The sequence below is a fragment of the Lactobacillus sp. wkB10 genome (assembly GCF_000760615.1).
Lineage (GTDB): Bacteria > Bacillota > Bacilli > Lactobacillales > Lactobacillaceae > Lactobacillus > Lactobacillus huangpiensis.
In genome coordinates this window covers 92,481-110,207 of record NZ_JRJB01000006.1, presented here as the reverse complement: position 1 = coordinate 110,207, position 17,727 = coordinate 92,481, and the positions used below count along the sequence as shown (strand labels likewise).

General features: G+C 34.5%; 17 protein-coding genes. 2 read left to right on the top strand and 15 right to left on the bottom strand.

Annotated features, from left to right (window positions below):
* Positions 1-57: 57 nt before the first annotated feature.
* Positions 58-489, bottom strand: a complete 432-nt coding sequence (gene msrB, locus LACWKB10_RS05375; protein ID WP_034979756.1) for a peptide-methionine (R)-S-oxide reductase MsrB — start codon at positions 487-489, stop codon at positions 58-60.
* 160 nt (positions 490-649) lie between these two features.
* Between msrB and LACWKB10_RS05370 the strand changes: the two genes are divergently transcribed.
* Both LACWKB10_RS05370 and tpx read left to right on the top strand, forming a co-directional pair.
* Entirely contained in the window at positions 650-1,834 is a 1,185-nt protein-coding gene (locus LACWKB10_RS05370) for a pyridoxal phosphate-dependent aminotransferase (RefSeq protein WP_034979753.1), read from the top strand.
* A gap of 90 nt (positions 1,835-1,924) precedes the next feature.
* On the top strand, positions 1,925-2,419 hold the full coding sequence (gene tpx, locus LACWKB10_RS05365; RefSeq protein ID WP_034979750.1) for a thiol peroxidase: 495 nt from the start codon (positions 1,925-1,927) through the stop codon (positions 2,417-2,419).
* Positions 2,420-2,469: 50 nt separating this feature from the next.
* On the opposite strand, the gene LACWKB10_RS05360 is transcribed toward tpx, so the two are convergent.
* The 14 genes from LACWKB10_RS05360 to LACWKB10_RS05295 all read right to left on the bottom strand — a co-directional run bounded on the left by LACWKB10_RS05360 (position 2,470) and on the right by LACWKB10_RS05295 (position 17,329).
* Positions 2,470-2,970 (bottom strand): NUDIX hydrolase, encoded by a 501-nt coding sequence (locus LACWKB10_RS05360; RefSeq protein ID WP_034979748.1) that lies wholly within the window; start codon positions 2,968-2,970, stop codon positions 2,470-2,472.
* A 98-nt stretch (positions 2,971-3,068) separates the two neighbouring features.
* Positions 3,069-4,559, bottom strand: a complete 1,491-nt coding sequence (gene xylB / locus LACWKB10_RS05355; RefSeq protein WP_034979743.1) for a xylulokinase — start codon at positions 4,557-4,559, stop codon at positions 3,069-3,071.
* The gene (locus tag LACWKB10_RS05350; protein WP_034979740.1) at positions 4,559-5,284 is read right to left on the bottom strand and encodes a D-lyxose/D-mannose family sugar isomerase; all 726 of its coding nucleotides are present in this window, start codon (positions 5,282-5,284) and stop codon (positions 4,559-4,561) included. The genes xylB and LACWKB10_RS05350 overlap by 1 nt, the downstream gene beginning before the upstream one ends.
* Positions 5,262-6,251, bottom strand: a complete 990-nt coding sequence (locus tag LACWKB10_RS05345) for an aldose 1-epimerase family protein (protein ID WP_034979737.1) — start codon at positions 6,249-6,251, stop codon at positions 5,262-5,264. The genes LACWKB10_RS05350 and LACWKB10_RS05345 overlap by 23 nt, the downstream gene beginning before the upstream one ends.
* Positions 6,252-7,340 (bottom strand): PTS fructose transporter subunit IIC, encoded by a 1,089-nt coding sequence (locus tag LACWKB10_RS05340; protein ID WP_034979734.1) that lies wholly within the window; start codon positions 7,338-7,340, stop codon positions 6,252-6,254.
* A 10-nt stretch (positions 7,341-7,350) separates the two neighbouring features.
* Complete coding sequence (locus LACWKB10_RS05335; protein WP_034979731.1) at positions 7,351-7,665, bottom strand: PTS fructose transporter subunit IIB; 315 nt, start codon at positions 7,663-7,665, stop codon at positions 7,351-7,353.
* A gap of 15 nt (positions 7,666-7,680) precedes the next feature.
* The gene (locus LACWKB10_RS05330) at positions 7,681-8,136 is read right to left on the bottom strand and encodes a PTS sugar transporter subunit IIA (protein WP_034979855.1); all 456 of its coding nucleotides are present in this window, start codon (positions 8,134-8,136) and stop codon (positions 7,681-7,683) included.
* 18 nt (positions 8,137-8,154) lie between these two features.
* The gene (locus LACWKB10_RS05325; protein WP_034979728.1) at positions 8,155-9,099 is read right to left on the bottom strand and encodes a ketose-bisphosphate aldolase; all 945 of its coding nucleotides are present in this window, start codon (positions 9,097-9,099) and stop codon (positions 8,155-8,157) included.
* A gap of 78 nt (positions 9,100-9,177) precedes the next feature.
* The gene (locus tag LACWKB10_RS05320; protein WP_034979724.1) at positions 9,178-9,642 is read right to left on the bottom strand and encodes a PTS sugar transporter subunit IIA; all 465 of its coding nucleotides are present in this window, start codon (positions 9,640-9,642) and stop codon (positions 9,178-9,180) included.
* On the bottom strand, positions 9,602-11,086 hold the full coding sequence (locus LACWKB10_RS05315; RefSeq protein ID WP_034979722.1) for a PRD domain-containing protein: 1,485 nt from the start codon (positions 11,084-11,086) through the stop codon (positions 9,602-9,604). Before LACWKB10_RS05315 ends, LACWKB10_RS05320 begins: the two co-directional genes overlap by 41 nt.
* Positions 11,087-11,249: 163 nt before the next feature.
* Positions 11,250-13,091 (bottom strand): aspartate--tRNA ligase, encoded by a 1,842-nt coding sequence (gene aspS, locus LACWKB10_RS05310; RefSeq protein WP_034979720.1) that lies wholly within the window; start codon positions 13,089-13,091, stop codon positions 11,250-11,252.
* Between the two features lie 3 nt (positions 13,092-13,094).
* Positions 13,095-14,381, bottom strand: coding sequence for a histidine--tRNA ligase (gene hisS, locus LACWKB10_RS05305; protein WP_034979717.1), 1,287 nt, complete (start codon positions 14,379-14,381; stop codon positions 13,095-13,097).
* 270 nt (positions 14,382-14,651) lie between these two features.
* A complete protein-coding gene (gene dtd / locus LACWKB10_RS05300; protein WP_034979714.1) occupies positions 14,652-15,089 on the bottom strand; it encodes a D-aminoacyl-tRNA deacylase in 438 nt (145 codons plus the stop codon).
* Positions 15,089-17,329 (bottom strand): bifunctional (p)ppGpp synthetase/guanosine-3',5'-bis(diphosphate) 3'-pyrophosphohydrolase, encoded by a 2,241-nt coding sequence (locus tag LACWKB10_RS05295; protein ID WP_034979712.1) that lies wholly within the window; start codon positions 17,327-17,329, stop codon positions 15,089-15,091. Before LACWKB10_RS05295 ends, dtd begins: the two co-directional genes overlap by 1 nt.
* Between the last annotated feature and the right edge of the window lie 398 nt (positions 17,330-17,727).

The following is a 17,727-nucleotide window of genomic DNA, read 5'->3' as shown; positions in this document are numbered from 1 at the left end:
TAGATATTAAAAAAGGACATGACTAGGTTTAGCATGTTCTTTTTTACATAATTTTTATTATTTAAAGAGCTTTTTATATTCTCCATAGCCTTTTTGCTCTAACTGATCATAAGGTATAAAATCTAAAGCTGACGAATTAATGCAATATCTAAGTCCTCCTTTATCAGTTGGACCATCATCAAAAACGTGTCCTAAATGAGAGTCACCTTCAGGACTCTTGACCTCTGTTCGTTCCATATTATGAGATTGATCACGGTGATAAACTAACTTTTTTATTGGTCGTGTAAAACTAGGCCAGCCACACCCTGCATCATATTTGTCTTCACTTGAAAAGAGTGGTTCACCTGATACAATATCAATATAAATTCCTTTTTGATAAAAATCATCGTATTTTCCTTTGAATGGATAATCAGTTGCAGCTTGTTGAGTCACTTGGTACTGATCTGGAGTTAACTGCTTTAGTCTCTTATCTTTCTCATTTTGATCCATATATCACACACTCCTTACTTTGATATATTCAATATAACAAAAATAAACAAGCATGTACTAATTTTAAACTCAGTAAAATAATACTTTTTCTTAATTTTATTTACGTTCAGGCTGGGTTATAATATGGTTTCAAGAAAAATAGGAAGGATCTTATTATGTTATGCCACATTTAGCAAAAAACTTATCTGCAAAAATAAATTCTAGAATTAGAAACTTGCCTAATTCTGAAATCAGATCTTTTAGTCAAAAAATTTCTCAAATTCCTGGAATAATAAAATTAACTATTGGTGAGCCCGATTTAAATACTCCCGAACATATAAAACGAGCGGCAATTAATGATATTAATAGCAATGACTCTCATTATGCTCCAGAAGCTGGAAAGGAAAAATACTTAAGTTCCGTCAGCAAATATTTAAAAAAGAGTTTGGGTGTAAGCTATGATCCTAAAAGTGAAATTTGTGCTATTGTAGGTGTCTCAGAAGGACTGAATATTGCCGCCATGGCTTTGCTAAATCCGGGAGAGAAAATCATTGTTCCTACTCCTGTTTGGGAAGTTTATTTTGGTATTATAAAAATGGCCGGTGGAATACCTATTCAAGTTGATACTTCTGCTGATAATTTTCTTTTAACAGCCAAAAAGCTGACTGAAACGCTTGAAAATGAGGGCAAAGGAGCAAAGGCCGTTGTGATAACTGACCCATCTAACCCAACAGGTCGAGTATACTCAGAGCAAAACTTACAAGAGTTAGCAGACGTTATCACTAAATACGATATATTTGCAGTAAGTGATGAAATTTATGCGGAATTAATTTACGGTGAAAAAAAGCATTACTCTCTTACACAAATTATTCCTGAAAGAACTGTTTTGTTATCGGGGCTGTCAAAAAGCGTTGCAATGACTGGTTGGAGAATTGGTTATATCGCTGGCCCTGCTGAGTTAATGAAGTCAATGATCAAAATACATTCATTCATGATTTCTTCTGTAACTGATAATGTTCAAATTGCAGCTTCAGAGGCATTAGAACATGGTGATCAAGACTATATTGAAGCCAGGGAAAAATACCAAAAGCGTTTGTATCTTCTTCAGGATGGTCTAAAGAAGAATGGCTATACCATGGCTACACCAGAAGGAGCTTTTTATATTTTTGCTAAAATACCAAGCAAATTCGGCTGCGATGATGTCGCATTTGCTAAAGATTTGGCTGAAAAAGCAAAAGTTGGGGTAACACCTGGAAGTTATTTTGGTGCTGGAGGTCATGGATATGTTCGCTTTTCATATGCATCATCTGAAGAAAATCTCAAAGAGGCTATTAAGCGCATTACTGATTACACAAATAATAACTAAAAAAGCTAATTTCTTGGGGTATTCAACTCTAGTAGTTTAAAATTTATAGTGTAGTCGTTTATATTTTTAACAAGAGAAAGGGTTAAGATTATGCAAGTAACAATGAAAAGTCAACCTCTGTCAACAAATGGTGAACCACCAAAAGTGGGAGAAGAATTACCAAGTTTCAAGGTAAAGCAGGCAGACGGTTCTATTGTTTCAATGGAAGAATTAGTTGACAAGCCTACTTTAATCAGTGTAGTACCTAATATTAATACCAGCGTCTGCAGTATTTCTACTAAACGTTTTAACGGTGAAGTTGATAAGTTTAACGGTATCAATTTTTATACTATTTCTACCAATACTCCAGAAGAACAGAAAAACTGGTGTGCCGCTGAAGGCGTTTCAAAGATGAAACTTTTGTCTGATGATTCTTTTGATTTTGGTAAAAACATGGGCTTATTTATTGAAGCTAATAACTTAGATTCCAGAAGCGTTTGGATCGTTGATGCAGATAAAAAAGTTTTGTACCAAGAACTTATTCAGGAATTAACTAACGAGCCCAATTACGATAAGGCTTTAGATTTTTTACAAAGTTTAAAATAATCTAGTTAAAAGCGGTTAAGGAAAAGATTTCCTTAACCGCTTTTTTTACTTTAAAAAACAGGTTTATCAAGTACAATCCACTTATCAAAACTTTGATCTGTTAAATCAAAATTGTCTGGGTTTAATAAAAATTGCTTGGCTTTAACTACTAAAGGCGAAGAATTTGCAATACTTATCTTTGCTAATGGTATCCTGATTGCTCCTAATGAGTCTTGACCGGCAAATTGTTTAACATCTCCTTGAACTTTACCAATAGTTTTCTTTATTTCATAAAAAACGCAAATATGTTGATTAAAATGCCATTGTTCATAATCCCAAGGGTATTTAAACGAAGTAACACCAATTTGCCTGTAATCTTGAACTATTAAGCCTGTTTCTTCATTTACTTCACGCTTAACTGTATGGTTTAATGATTCCCCGTCTTCTAAACTACCTCCTGGTAAGTCGTAGCGATTAATATAAGGACCACCATGTTTTTTAATCACTACCAACATTTTTGAATCGCCAATAATGCCATAACAACCAAAAGCTCGATGAAATTGATTAGTCACAAGATCTCCTCCTAATATCAAAATGAGAATGGATTATAATTTTCTCACTAATTAATATTAAAAGCAAAGAAATTATAAATTATTCAGTAAAAGGCATTTTAAAGTTCTGCTGCTGCTCTAGCTAAAGGTGCCGTGGATGAATATATTTTTTGATAAAGATTATAATATTTATTATAAAGTACAGAATTATGTTGATTGGGTGTGATGATATCATTATATCTCACAAATAAATTAATACAGCTTTCCCAATTTTTAAACCATTGGCATCCCATTGCTGCAATCATAGCGGCTCCTATTCCAGGTCCCTGTTCATTTTTTAATGAAACAATTTTTTTACCGAATACGTCAGCTTGCAGTTTCAGCCAAAATTTACTTTTTGCACCTCCACCGATACAAACGATTTTTTCAATAGTCTTATTATTTTGCTCGTAAATCGATATTAAATCTCGCAAACTGTATGTAATTCCTTCTATCACTGCTCGGCAAAAATCATTTTTTGTCAATATTTTACTAATTCCTGTGAAGCTTCCGCGAATATAAGAATCAGAGTAAGGAGTCCTTTCACCATTAATATAGGGTGTAAAAAAAAGTTTATTTGAACCTAAGTCTGAATTCTGAGCCATTAAAAGCAAGTCAGTAAAAGATTTTTCGGGAAAGAAGGTATCCCTAAACCAGCTTAAGGATTCTCCGGCTGCTAATGTTACTCCCATAGAGTAAAAATGATGAGCAACCGCATGATGTTCCATTTGCAATGTCCCCTCATATGGTGTGTGAGGATTTTGCTCATCGGCTAAAACGACTCCTGATGTACCAATACTACATAGTAAATTTTGAGAGTTTAAAATACCGGATCCAATTGCTGCAACGGCGTTATCTCCTCCCCCAGCAAAAATCTTTGCGTCTGTATTCAGACTAGTTTGCTCACAAACTTCTTTCAAGGGAAATCCAATAAAGTCTGTGGAATTTACGAGAGTGGGACAACAATACTTAGGAATATTAAAAAAATTCAAAATTTTATTACTCCAGCGGTTTTGTGCAATGTCTAAAATTATTGTTCCGGTAGCATCTGAATAATCCATATTTATTTTTCCGGTCATTTTATATCTAACATAGTCTTTAGGCATCATAAAGTATCTAATTTTTGCAAAATTATCAGGTTCATTTTTTTGCAACCATAACAATTTTGGTAACGTAAAACCTGCAGTAGCTTTGTTACCGGTAATTTCTACTATTTCTTTTCCAAAATTTTTGTTTATGTAATCAGCCTCATTTGCTGTTCTGCTGTCGTTCCATAATATTGCTGGTCGGATTACTTGTTTATTTTTATCCAAAATTACTAAGCTGTGCATTTGACCAGAAAATGATATCCCGTCTATTTTAGCCAAGTCTTTTAGCTTACTCATAATTTTTTTAACAGCATCTAAAGTTGCATGAACCCAATCATTTGGATTTTGTTCGCTAAAACCTTCTGCCGGATTATAGACTGGATAATCTTCTATTTCTTGATCTACTATTCTTCCTAATTGATCTAGACAACTGACTTTTACGGCACTTGTGCCTAAATCAATTCCTAATACATATTTTTCCATCATTTATTCTCGTATGGTTTAAACTGAAAATTTAGTTTTTTTGACCAAATTGGATAGTCACCGAATAGCAATCGATAAGGAAGCTCATCCTCTTCTATTTCTGGGATCCGAGGAATTGGTTTATAAAAATGGTTATCTAAATTATCGTTATTGGTTTTTGAGACCTCCCAAGCCATAACTTTGCCAGTTCCTGCTTCAACATCCCACTTATGGTAAATTCCGGGTGTTGCAGTTAAACTTTCACCTGGTTCTAACTTGATGGTTGCACCAGCGGGAACCACTAGTTTTTCTCCATCTTTAACTATTTTAACTTCACTTTTATGATCAATTTCACCAGTTTTTGTCGAATTCCAGACTCTAATTAATAAATTTCCTCCACCACGATTAACAGTATCCTCTTCTTTTAGCTTATGAAAATGGTACGGCAGCTCTTGTCCTTCTTCTAAGAATAATATTTTTTCACAATAAGGTTTTGGGTAAATGTCAGTATGCTCATAATTGCCATTCCTAAACGTAAAAGCCACTAGGCCATATTTTGCAAAATTTTTACTGCCGAAATCGGTTACATCCCACCCCAACATATTATCAACAATTTCGCGATAACGTTCATTGAGTCCAGTCCAATCATTAATATTCCAACTTGCGAACTGAGGAAAATAAACTTGGTGCTTTTTTGCAAAATCAATATTTTTTTGAAGGATTTTATTTATTTGCGATCTTTTCATTTTTTACCTCACTAAAATCAAATTGTAGGTTAAATTCAATTCTTTCATCTGGTTTGATATATTTTAATTTATTATTTTTATTAGCTTGGATAAAACCATTCACATCGTTTGTACCAGGCTCTAATCCTAAAACATAGTTTTTGTTTCTTTCCAAACGCCATTCATTCAAAATCGGGAGTGTTTTACTACTAAATTTAACTTTTAATGAAAGGTTTGTTCTTGGACTAATTAAACTATATTCAGATTTTTTTAAAGTATGAAAATATACCTGTTCAGGCTCACCTATATTAGGTTTCTTTAATTTAAACGGATAACTACCTTTTATTCTCTGATATTTACGGTTGAAACTTTCTTCTGGCTGGAAAAATATTTCAGTGTCGGGTGTTAAAAATGGATAACCAAAATTATTATGATACAAAAGCATATATGGTACAGTGCCGTCTCCGGCATTTACTAAAGTGTCATCTATACGTATACTTGTCTCATTAGTACTTACGGTGATTTTGCGGTGTAATATTAAGTTTGGCCCAAACATGACTGAATCAGCAATGTTACCTTCAACCTGAATTTTGTTTTTTAAAATTTCATAACTAAAATTATATGCAGGCGTATTGCTAACTGTACCGTGTAAACCGCGCCTACTATCAGAGCTTCCCATATATGCCAATCCACCTGTTGTTAAAAATCCAACATTGAAATTGCGCATAAATCCTTTATCTTCATCCTCATTAAAGTAAGTACTGTTTACAAGACCTGTTGCCGATAAAAACGATATGTTTTTTCCATTCAACTTTAATTCTACTATATCCATGCCTCTGTCTAATGCCACTGTAAGTGAAAAGCCACTGGCAGTGGCTATTTCAAAAGCCTTTAATCCAGTAGCTTTTCCCTCAAGAAATTGAATATATTTGACAGAGTTTAGTTGAGCCTTATTGCCAATATATATTTCTGAATTCTCGTTTTTCATTTACCCTATACTTATATCTCCTAAATCGACATCTTTTTCTTCTTTCTTTTCATTTTCTGCGCTAACAGGTCTTTTTAAAATGAAGAAAACTATACCGGTGACTAAACTACCTATGAGAAGAGCAATTAAAAATTGAACAGGTTTCGACATAGTAGGAACTGCAAATATTCCAGAAGCAGGAATTTTTGAATCTGCACCCCATAGCATTGAAAGTCCGCCACCTATTGCTCCACCACAAGCAGTTGAAACTATTGATCTCCACAAATCGTTTAAAACAATAGGTAAACTCCCTTCGGTGATTTCACATATACCCATGGGAAAAGCTGTTTTTAGTGTGTCTACTTCCGTTTGTGTGTAAATCTTCTTATGAAATAGTTTTTCAAGGAAATATGCAAAAGTAAAACCAAATGGCGTTACCATAGAAGCCAAAATTAGAACAGTGATTGGCTCATTGACTCCTTCTGCCTGCATTGCTAATACAAAAGCAAAGACTGTCTTGTTAATGGCTCCACCATAATCGACTGATGCCAAAATGCCAATAATAGCACCATAAAGGAATTTTTGACTCGATGGTAATTGAGTTAGATATCTGGTAAGCATTTTTTGCCCTTCGGCAATTGGCGCGCCTAATATGTAAAACATGACGGCAGCCGACAAAATTGATGATAAAAATGGTATTATCAAAGTCGGCATTAGACCTTGTGCCCAATTAGGTACTTTTATTGTTTTTACAATTAAAATTGTAAACCAACCGGCAACATAGCCTCCGATTAAACCTCCCAGGAACCCAGCTTTAATCATATTTGAAATAAGACCAACTAAAAATCCTGGAGCTATTCCTGGCTTGTCAGCAATTGCAAAAGAAACTCCGGTTGAAACAACAACAGGAAGAAGTCCTAAAATTAAGCTCCCGGCTGTACTAAAAGCATCCCATATTCCAATAGTACCAGTAAAGTTGGTAATGTTTTTACCGCCAAAGATATTTCCAACTGCTAATAACAATCCTCCCGCAACAACAACGGGAATCAAATATGAGATTGCCGTCAAAGCCGGTTCTTTAATTTTGACTATAATCTTATTTTCAGCCATTTTTAAACCTCTATTTAACATTTAATGCAGAATGCAATTTTTTCATTAATTTGTTTGGACTTTGTATTGCAGTATCAGTGGAAATTTGGACAATTTTTTTGCCCTTAAATCTTTCTCTTCCAGTTACTTTTACATCAACTGCTAATAAAACAATATCAGCTTCTTTAATATCTTCTGGTTTCAGTGCATCTTCAGTACCGATAGTACCCTGAGTTTCAATATGAATTGTGTCCCCACAATCTTTAGCAGCCTGTTCCAGTTTTTCTTTTGCAATATAAGTGTGAGCTATTCCCGCAGAACAAGCTGTTATGCCAACAATTTTCATTCATAAACATCTCCTTTATTCTTTAAAAGCATCAATCACTTCCTGAATGCTTTCAGCTTTTTTTAATTTGTCAACAACTTGCTTATGTCCTAATCTCCCAGCAAATATTGACAATAGTTTTAATTGATTCTTTGCTGAATTGGTATCATTGCTTACAGCAAACAAAATAACTATTCTAATTTTCTCGTTATCCAATGATTCCCATTCAATGCCATGTTTCAAAATTCCAATAGCAACACCTATTCGTTTAACATCATCACTTTTTCCATGAGGGATTGCTATGCCTTGACCTATTCCGGTTAAGCCTTCTTTTTCTCGTAAATAAATATCTTGGACAAAGGGATCAACTTTATCAATATAATTTGCATTTTTGAGCAACTCTGCTAATTGCACTATAACTTCATATTTATTTTTAGCATTAAGCCCAATTTTTATAACCTTAGGATCCAAAACAGAAGTAATATTTTCCATATGTAAAACCAAATACTTTTATGCCTTAAATGTTTCAGTCTGGAAGTTTTCGATTTTGTAAGGTACTTCAACTGGCTCTTCGTGTTCAAAATATAGATGGGTTCTATTAGTTGCTTTGCAGAGTTCATTCTTATGATGTACAACTTTTTGTTCTTCAATCATTGCTTCTGGAAACATTAATTTTGGCTCGCGCATTTCATTTGGATCACTGTTATCGAGCAAATGACGCAAACCAGTTGCAAACGCAATTTTGATATCACTTGAAATGTTTATTTTATTTATGCCATTGTCAATTGCTTCTTGAATTTTATCGTCAGGATTATTTGAAGCTCCGTGCAAAACTAATGGTACATCTACAGCTTCTGAAACTTGTTTTGCAATTTCCGGCTTCAATTTAGGCTGTACATCTTTAGGGTAAAGACCGTGGGCGGTACCAATTGCAATTGCCAAAGAATCAACATTTGTTTTCTCAACAAAATCCCTAGCCATTTCAGGTGTAGTGTAATGTACATCGTTTGTTAAATGGCCGTTGACATCATAACCAGTATCAGCTATTGTTCCTATTTCAGCTTCAACTGATATTCCAGTGGCATGAGCTGCCTCGACCACCTTTTTTGTAGTGGCAATATTTTCATCATATGGTTTCATAGAGCAATCAATCATAACGCTGGTGAAGCCTAAATGAATAGCATGAATGCAGTCTTCATAACTAGCACCATGATCTAAATGTAAAGCAATTGGCAAATCTGTTTTGTTAATGCCCTGTAAAACTTGCCCCACAAAGTTATCACGCAAAAATGCCAGCTCGGTGGGATGAATCGCCATTATAAAAGGTGTTTGATCTTCAATACACTTTTCCAGAGTTGCTGTAAAAAGTTGTCCAGATCCAGCGTTGTAAGCTGGTATTGCAAAGTGATTTTTATGTGCTACATCCAATAATCTTTTTCCTGTTACTAAAACCATTTTTACCTCCAAAAATTAATAAATTATATTTTCTGAAAAACAAACTTTTTAGGGTCCACTTTTCATGATCTTCCTCCTTTACAAGTATTTTTCTATTTCTTCTGCTGTTTGACATTGACTTATTTTGGAAATGACGTTTTTATCTGCAAATTTACGGAAAATTTTGATCAATCTTTTGATTCTCGGACTATTCTTTTGAGATTTACGGCTAATCAATAAAATAAAACAAGTATCTACAGCAGTACTATCTGGACATTTCCATTCATCTATTTTCTGAGCTAACTTACAAATTATTAAATTAGGAATCACATTTTCTTCTAAGATAATATGAGGAAAGGCAATACCATTTCCAAAAGAAGTGTTTTTAACCTGTTCCCTGGCCTGCAAGCTTTTAAAAAGTTCTTTTTGTGATAATTTTTTTTTACTGGCAACGCTTTTGGATATCAGAGAAAAAAGTTCTTTTTTAGTAATTTTTTGGTCAACATTTATTTTTATAAAAAAATCATCGCTGCTTTTGGATTCTGTAGACTGCTTGTCTGACATTTTTTTCATCTTCTTTTGTTAAAAAAGCACTAACTAGTTCAACTGGTACATTGGTTTTTACCGATAATGGAACTGTACTTATCAGCAAGTCAATATTCTTATGTTTTTTTAGTATGTCTTCTATCTCGAGGTTGGAACCTAAGCCTATTACCTTTAAATCAGGCATTAATTTTCTTATTTTTGTTGAAATTATTTCTGAAGTACCAATCCCTGTTGTACAAATAATATAAACACGTACCCTTTTATTCCTACGTGGTTGAGCTTCTAAGTATTTAACGAAGTAAAGGCATATAAAACCTGTTTCATTATCTGAAATTGCTGGTAAGTGAAATTCACGTTCCACCTGTTTTGAAGCTAACTTAGTAGCTTCAAAAACTTTCTCATATTCCAATTTAATGTCATTTAATAAAGCATTTGGTAAGGATACTTGCATTTTTAATCGAATGATCATTGAAAAAATATGATTTTTAATATCATTCAATATATATTTGCTAAAACCGGTATTTAGAAATTGTGAAACCAATGTAATGTATTCTTGAGAAACTCGTTCTGCTAATTTATGATCATCAGAAGTTATTTCACTTTTTTTCTCACAAAATCTTGAGGAAATTAGATATTCAAATAAGTAGTAAGTTTCAACTTCTAAAGATAATGGCCGTACATTTAAATAATTTTCAATATTTTGAATAATTTTCTGGCAAATCTTGAAAATTTCAGGATTTGCCTTTGATTTTCTTGTTATACTGGACTTTGACTCAACTGAATAATTTACTGATTTAAATTTTCTTGCTCTGCTTAACAGAATATAAATATGTGTAAAAAAATTAATATTATAAGGATAAGGAAGATTGTTATTTAGAGATTTCATTGCCAGTTTTAATTGTTCTAAGGCGAAGTCAAAATCTTGGTCATCATATTGTCCAATACTATTTCGCAAACTACTAATTTCTGTTGTATTGTTAACATGTAAAACTACTTCAATAATGGCATTTCTAATATTTTTTTCTGTTCCTTTGATGCTTAAAAAACGTTGTTTGCGAATTAATGACAGATTCCATCTTTTAATTTTTGCAGAAATCATTTTTTCATCATTTTGAATTACTGCTTCACTAACATATAAACTATTAATAATATCTGTAATTGAAACTGCTTTAGGAGATGCAATTAAGAGCCTGGTTAAAATATTTTCTTGACGTTCATTGATTTCCGAAAAAGCAGCAGATTTTTTATTTTCGTACTTTAAATAATTTTGATAAACTAATTCAAATCCCTTACTTCTTTTAGAAATAATTATTTTTTCTGGAAAATTCTGATTTAACTGATTGATCCTCCTAATTATCGTTTTACGTGAGACGTTTAATTTTTGCGAAATTTTAGCCGAAGAATTGAAACCATGATTTACTTTCAAATAGTTGATTATGGATTGATTCAAATCTTTAACCATTTCTTTTCTCCTTCCGACATTTTTATTATATAAGTCTGTGTAAGCGCTACATCATAAGAAAATGTCCCCAATCAAAATTGAATGAGGACAAATAAAAAAGCAAAAGAGCTGTGTATAATTTTCACAGCTCTTTTGCTTTAGTTAAAAATACTTTTAAACTTTCCTAATCCCAACTGGTATTTTGTGCAGCATCTTTTTCGGCTTGTACTTTCAAGTTTGCTTCAATTTTAGCTACATCGTCTTGATACTTATCTTCGACCTCAATACCCAAATCGGTTAATTGTTGTTCAGATACAGGAGCAGGTGCATGCATCATTGGTTCTGAAGCATTGGCATTTTTCGGGAATGCCAATACATCACGGATATTATCTTTTTCAGCAAGCAGCATTGCAAAACGGTCAAGCCCGATGGCAAGTCCAGCATGTGGTGGAAAGCCCATATCCAAAGCTTCAAGAAGGTAGCCAAATTGTTCATAGGCACGTTTTTTGGTAAAACCGAGTGCCTTAAACATTTTTTCCTGAATTGAACGCTTGTGAATACGTATTGAACCTCCACCCAATTCATCACCGTTCATAACTATATCATAGCTGCGAGCGTGAGCCTTGTGCGGTTCAGTATCCAATAATTTAATACCTTCATCATCGGGCATAGTGAATGGATGGTGCGCTGCAATCCATCTACCGAATCCTTCATCATATTCAAATAATGGCCAATCAACCACCCACACAAAGTTAAATACATGTTTTGGAATAATATTTGTTTCTTTAGCGAATTCACGACGCAAATGGTCAAGCGAGTCGCAACAAACTTTCCATTTGTCAGCAATAAATACGACTAATTCGTCGCCTTGCAAGTTAAATTCATTGATTAAAGAAGCTTTATTTTCATCAGTTAAGAAACGAGAAATTGGACCAGAGAACTCACCATCTTCAAATTTGACCCAAGCCAAACCTTTTGCATGGTAGCGCTTAATATAGTCCTGCTTTTTCTCAATTTGTTTGCGAGAGTATTTTTGAGCACCATCTTTAACTGCAATCCCTTTAACAAAGCCACCATTGGCAATAGCACCAGAGAAGACTTTAAAAGCACTATCCTTAAAGATTGGACTTAAGTCGTGTATCAACATGCCAAAACGAGTGTCTGGTTTATCTGTTCCGTAATTATTCATTGAATCTGTCCAAGAAATGCGGTCAATTGGAGTTTTCAGATCTATTCCCATTACGTCTTTCATGATTTTCTTGAGCAAGCCTTCTGTGTAGTCCTGTACCTGCTGTTCATCGGTAAAAGAGGTTTCCATATCAATCTGAGTGAATTCAGGTTGCCTGTCACCCCGCAAGTCTTCGTCTCTAAAGCACCTAGCTAGTTGGTAATATTTGTCAAAGCCCGCTCCCATCAATAGTTGCTTGAAAAGCTGAGGAGATTGCGGCAAAGCGTAAAAACTGCCAGGATAAATTCTGGATGGAACTAGATAATCACGTGCACCTTCGGGTGAAGACTTTCCTAAAATTGGTGTTTCAATGTCAATGAAACCATTTTGATCAAAAAATTCGTGTGTTGCTCGTAAAATTTTTGACCGTAAAATGATAGCATTTTGCAAGTTAGGTCTACGCAAATCCAAATAGCGATACTTTAGCCGAGTCTGTTCGGCAACCTCAACATTATCTTTAACTTCAAATGGCGGATTCTTGGCTTTGTTCAACACATTGATTTCTTTAGCCTCGACTTCGACTTCTCCCGTTTTCATGTCAGGATTAATACTTGAACGTTTAACTACTTTACCTTTGACCTGTATTACATATTCATTTCCTAGTGAATCTGCAATAGCCATTAATTCTTGACCTGAATCATGATTAACTACTACTTGGACAAGGCCTTCACGATCGCGTAAATCAATAAATACCAGATTACCTAGATTTCGCACACGTTGTACCCAGCCATACAAATTTACACTCTGATTAATAAATTTTGCTGTGATATTACCACAATAGTCAGTTCTTTTTTCCATTTTTTATTCCTTTAATTGTTTCATTACCGCATTCATATTTTCGAGATCATTGAAACTAAACTTAAATGTTCTAGCATCAGCAAGTCTTTTAACATTTAAAACTTTGGCAGCTAACTCTTGGTCGCCAAGTGTAATAACGTATTTCGCTTTAGCTCTATCCGCTTTTTTAAATTGAGCTTTTAACTTCTTTTGATCAACATCATATTGAACTTTCAAACCTTGCTTACGCAATAAACGAGCAATTTCAACTGTTTTTACTTCTGTTTCTTGACCGATATTGGTAATAAAGAAATCAATGCCCTGATCTGTAAAAAGTTCTGGATTTTGCTTTTGCAATACCAGCATCAAGCGTTCTTCTCCAATGCCAAAACCAACTGCTGGAGTACTTGGTCCGTCAAATTCCTCTACTAAGTTATCATAACGACCACCGCCAAGAATTGTTGAAGCAGATTCCCAAATGCTTTTATCTTCGACCATAAATTCAAAAATCACACCAGTATAGTAGTCTAATCCGCGTACTAAATCATTATCTATGACATATTGAATGTCTAATTGATCCAGCATTCCTAAAATTTGATCAAAGTTTTCCTTTGATTCTTGATCCAAATAATCAACTATTTTGGGAGCATTTGGTAAAAACTGCTTATCCTGTTCATCTTTGGAATCTAAAATACGCAAAGGGTTCTTTTCTAACCTTCTCTTTGAGTCTTCTGAAAGCTTTTCTCTGACAGGCTTAAAATAATTGACCAGTGCATCATGATAATCTTGACGAACTTGTGCATTACCCAGCGTATTAATATGTAACTCATAATTTTTTACACCGAGTTTGGCTAATAAATCATGAGCTAGGACAATTGTTTCTACGTCAGCTAGTGGATTAGAAGAACCAAAGCTTTCAATTCCTATTTGGTGAAATTCACGTTGACGACCTGCTTGAGGTCTTTCATAACGAAAAGTTGATTCAATATAATAAACATTTAAAGGCTTCGCTACTTCTGGTGCATAAAGCTTATTTTCAACGTAAGCACGCACAACTCCAGCTGTCCCTTCAGGTCTTAAAGCAATGTGTCTGCCACCTTTATCATTAAAATCATACATTTCTTTTTCAACTACATCAGAAGTTTCACCACTTGAACGTGAAAAAACATTGTAATTTTCAAAGCTGGGTGTGCGAATTTCGCGATAATTTGCTCGTTTAAAAAAGTCACGTAAAATTTGTTCCACCTTTTCCCATGAACCAGATTCACCTGGCAAAATGTCAACTGTTCCTTTAGGTCTTTGAACTCTCATTTAATCATCCTTTTAATAAAAAAACGTCCTTGAACAAATCAAGGGCGCTCTGATTTAGCACGGTACCACCTTTTACCTGCTGCGAATAACGCTCGCGATGCGATCATCATCTGGTAAAGGGGTCACAGTTAGTTTTTTACCACCCTTCCACTAAAAACAGGTGGTCTCTGAATAAAAATACTAAACTTCAGTCTTTGTCATTGATAATTCTTTTTTAGAATATAGTTTTCCTAGCAAAAAGTCAACCTGTAGTACTACTATGCATGATATTTACAAATCCAATACGATTGTGAAAGGACCATCATTTTGTAAATCAACCTGCATGTCAGCACCAAATTCACCTGTTTCTACAGTTAAACCCAGTTTCTCCAATTCTTCATTAAACTGTTCCCATAACTCTTTTGATTTTGGTGGTCTCATTGCATTGATAAAACTTGGTCGATTGCCTTTTTTGGTATCTGCTAACAATGTAAACTGACTGACACTTAAAATCTGTCCGTCTACATCTTTAATTGCTAAATTAGTTTTACCATTTTCATCTTCAAAGATACGCATTTTAGCAATTTTAGCTGCAGCTTTTTTAACAACGTCAGCTCCATCGCCTTCTTTTAAACCAACTAGCAGTAATAAACCCTTGGAAATTTGTCCTACTGTATTTTCAGCTATTTTTACACTAGCCCTGTTAACTCTTTGAATCACAACCCGCATTAATTATCAGCCCTCCTTGTCTGGTATACGTCTGGTATATCCCTTAACTTAGTCAAAATTCCATCCAGTTGAGCTGAATTGTTGACTGCCACTGTAGCATATATATGGGCAATATTATCCTCGTTAACCTTACCAGAAATATTATTAATATTCGGTGTTAACGTATTTAACTTTGTAATAACATCAGTAAGCAGCTTTCCTCGGTTGTAACCAAAAACTTCAATATTGGCATTAAATGCCTGAGCACTGTTTTCTTCAACATTTTCCCACTGAACTTCGATCAGTCTGCCCCTGCTTTCGTCATTATTTACAATGTTGCGACAATCTGTTCGATGAATTGTCACACCGCGACCTTTAGTAACATAGCCGACAATGTCGTCTCCTGGGACTGGGTTGCAGCACTTAGCTAAATGAAGCATCAGATCACTTATGCCCTGAATCATAACACCATTTTTGTGCTTGATCTTCATTGCCTTAGAATCTTTTTTACTTGGTGGAGTTTCCGAAACTGATTTTTGCCCTGAATTCAGAATTTCTTCTTCAAGTTGCTGTTGCTTTTTCTTTTCATTTTCGTGCCGTATATCCGCAGTTAGCCTGTTGACCACACCAATTGCCGAGAGATCACCAAAGCCGATTGAAGCATACATTTCATCAGCAGTGTGGTAATTTATTTGCTCTAAAAGAGGCTCGATATGTTCTTTAGACATAAATACTTTGGGTGAAAGTCCTTGCTCACGCAATTTGTCCGCAACCATTTGCTCGCCCTGTTCAATACTGTGGTCACGATCAAGATTTCTAAAGTACCGGCGAATTTTATTGCGTGCACGTGAGGTCTTAACCAGATCTACCCAGTCTCGTGATGGGGTGGCATTAGATTGAGTCATGATTTCAATGACATCACCATTTTTTAACTTATAATCTAACGGTACTAATTTGCCATTGACTTTAGCTCCAACTGCATGGCTACCCACTTGAGTATGGATTTCATAAGCAAAATCTAAGGTAACTGAACCTTTTGGCAGTTCATAAACTTCACCTTTAGGAGTAAAAACATAAACGCGATCAGAGAAGATCTCGCTTTTAACGCTTTTCATGAATTCATCAGCGTCTGAAGTTTCATCTTTTAATTCTAAAATTTCACGGACCATGTCCAATTTTTCATTTGAACTGGTTTGTTCTACGCCTTTAAAATTTCCCCTCTTATATGCCCAGTGAGCAGCCACACCGTATTCAGCAACTTCATGCATTTGTTCGGTTCTGATTTGTATCTCAAGAGGTCTGCCACCAGGGCCAATAATCGTAGTATGAAGTGATTGGTAGCCGTTAACTTTAGGTACAGCAATATAATCTTTAAAGCGACCTGGCATTGGTTTCCATTTAGTATGAACAGCACCCAAAACCGCATAACAGTCTTTAACTGTTTTAACAATCACACGTACTGCTAACAAGTCATAAATTTCATTAAAATCTTTATGCTTGTTGACCATTTTTTTATAAATAGAATAGATATGCTTCGGACGACCATATATTTCATACTTGATTCCCAGACTATCCAAGCTTTCTTTAAGTGTCTTGATCGCATCTTGAATATATTTTTCCCTTTGACTACGTTTAAGACTCATTAAATTAACAATGCGGTAATATGCTTTGGGATTCAAATAATGAAAACTCATATCTTCGAGTTCCCATTTAACTGTTCCGATACCCAAACGATCGGCTAAAGGCGCATATATATCCATTGTCTCCGATGCAATTCTGCGTTGCTTATCAGGACGCAAATGCTCTAATGTATGCATATTATGCAGTCTGTCTGCCAGCTTGACCATAATCACACGAATATCTTTTGCCATTGCAATCAACATTTTTCTGTGATTTTCAGCTAGAAATTCTTGGTGTGATTTATATTGGTATTTATTTAACTTAGTAACGCCATCTACTATAAAAGCTACATCTTTACCGAAGTTTTCTTTAATATCGTCATTGGTCACTGGGGTATCTTCTACAGTATCATGTAAGAATCCTGCAGCTACTGTATCAGGGTCAAGACTTAATTGAGCAAGAGTGCCAGCAACTTGGGTAGGATGAACGATGTATGGTTGTCCAGAAGCTCTTTTTTGATCTTTATGAGCATTTTCAGCAAATTTATATGCTTTTTCAACAAATGCAATTTGATCATCATTCATATATTTTTTACAGGTATCTATCACCTGCTCATGTGTCATTTCAATGTACTTTGACATAGAATATCGCCCCTTCTAGCACTAACCATAGATTTGATTATCCATTAAACCAAATATTTCCAAAATCAGGTAAATTAACCCAAATAAAAAATTGTAATTGGCATATTTCAATAAAACAATTAAGCAAAAACAGCCCGGCATAAACAATAGCCAATAGTGCCTTAAATTAAGTGCTTTAATCAATTTGCCAATGTGATAGCTGATTATGCTGTTGAGTACTATAAATAAGAGACCCACACGATAAATAGTCCCTATTGAAAACAGGCTAAATAAGAGTGGCAAAACCATGACTAATATACTCCAGCAAATTACTGGTGTTATCTTATAGCTATTTAACTTTTTAAAAAAAGGAATATTTTTTAGTTTATCAATCAACTTGTCAGTTCCTTACTAATTTA